This window comes from Prevotella sp. MGM1 (assembly GCF_002933775.1).
Lineage (GTDB): Bacteria > Bacteroidota > Bacteroidia > Bacteroidales > Bacteroidaceae > Prevotella.
Genome location: NZ_BEWV01000088.1, coordinates 1 through 1,517, shown reverse-complemented (window position 1 = coordinate 1,517; position 1,517 = coordinate 1). Strand labels below are relative to the sequence as shown.

The following is a 1,517-nucleotide window of genomic DNA, read 5'->3' as shown; positions in this document are numbered from 1 at the left end:
GCGTTTAGCGTCCCGTTGGCTTCCATTTAGACGCTAAACGCAGCGCAACGGGACGCTAAACGGAAAAAACATGCCGGACAGATGAGGCCGGTTGTGTACCGCAAGCAGGCGCATGCCATGTACGACACTGGAATACAGGCACTTGCACAAAAAAAACTCTCATAACCCGTGTTTTTGCGACCACGGGACTTTAATTTTAAAACAAGCGAAACATGAGAAGCTCTTTGTAAATATTATTCCGAATCGGAAGCGGCCTCCTCGCATATCATGGAGACAGCGATTTTGTCGATGCGCACCTTATCCATATCGACCACCTCGAACTTGAAACAACCCCAAGTGAACACGTCTCCTTCGGCGGGCACACGGCGCAAGCTCTCCATCACAAGACCTCCCACGGTGGTGTAAGACGCCGGCTCGTAGAGATCTTCCCTGTCGAAATAGGAGAGAAAATCGTATATCATGCACTGCCCGTCGACGAGCCACTCCTCTCTGTCGTGGCGTTTCACGATGGCCGGCCCGTCGACACCCTGCGGAATGTCGCCAACAAGGCCTCCGAGAATGTCGCGCAGCGTGACTATACCCTGGAAGCAGCCATACTCGTCGTATACGAGACCTATATGCTCGCCACCCCGCTTGAACGTGTCGAGAGCGTCGTAGACGGTCATCGTCTCGGGCAGGAACATACCGGGCGTCAGCTCTTTCTCTATGTTGAAGTCGGCAGACCCGAGCGTGAGCATGAGCCTCTTTAGAGATATGACACCGCAGATGTCTTCCTTTTCCTTGTCAAACACGGGATAAGAGGAGTGCAGATCTTCGGCGAGAACCTTGCGGACACTTTCCTCATCCATGTCTACCGTAAGACACGACACATCCTTGCGGCTCGTCATGATGACCTCTATACTACAGTCGCCGAGCACGAGGGCACGCTCCATGATGTCCTGTTCCACCTCACGCACCTCTCCCGAGTCGGTTCCCTCCTGGATGAGCGACTTGATTTCATCTTCCGTCACCTTCGACGTGTTATCGCCGATGCACAGCAACTTTACTATAGCGGATGTGGAAAAAGACAGAAGCCACACTATCGGGAAAGTGAACACGGACAGCAGCTTCATCGGGCCGGCCACAATCTTGGCTATGGCATCGGCACGGCCGAGACCTATACGCTTGGGGACAAGCTCGCCGACGACTATAGACATATAGGTGACCACGGTGACTATCACAACTTTCGAGAGGCTCAACGCCAGTTTCGGAGCTACACCCAGACCGGCAAGATAATTGCCGAGGTCGGTAGCGATAGTGGCGCCTGAAAACAAACCGGTAAGTATGCCTATCAACGTTATTCCTATCTGTACGGTCGACAGGAAACGGTCTGGTTCATTTGACAGTTCAAGAGCCGTCGCGGCATTTCTGCTGCCGTCCTTGGCATCGGCCGCGAGCTTGGATTTCCGTGCCGATATAAGAGCGACTTCCGACATGGAGAACACGCCGTTGAGAAGTATGAGTGCGATGATTATTAT

Annotated in this window: 1 protein-coding gene; it reads right to left on the bottom strand. The window is 53.1% G+C overall.

Features of this window, described 5'->3' with window-relative positions; translation table 11 throughout:
• Positions 1 to 233: 233 nt before the first annotated feature.
• Positions 234 to 1,517 (bottom strand): hemolysin family protein (locus MoGM_RS02565; protein ID WP_233210138.1); only part of this gene is annotated, 1,284 nt, incomplete at its 5' end.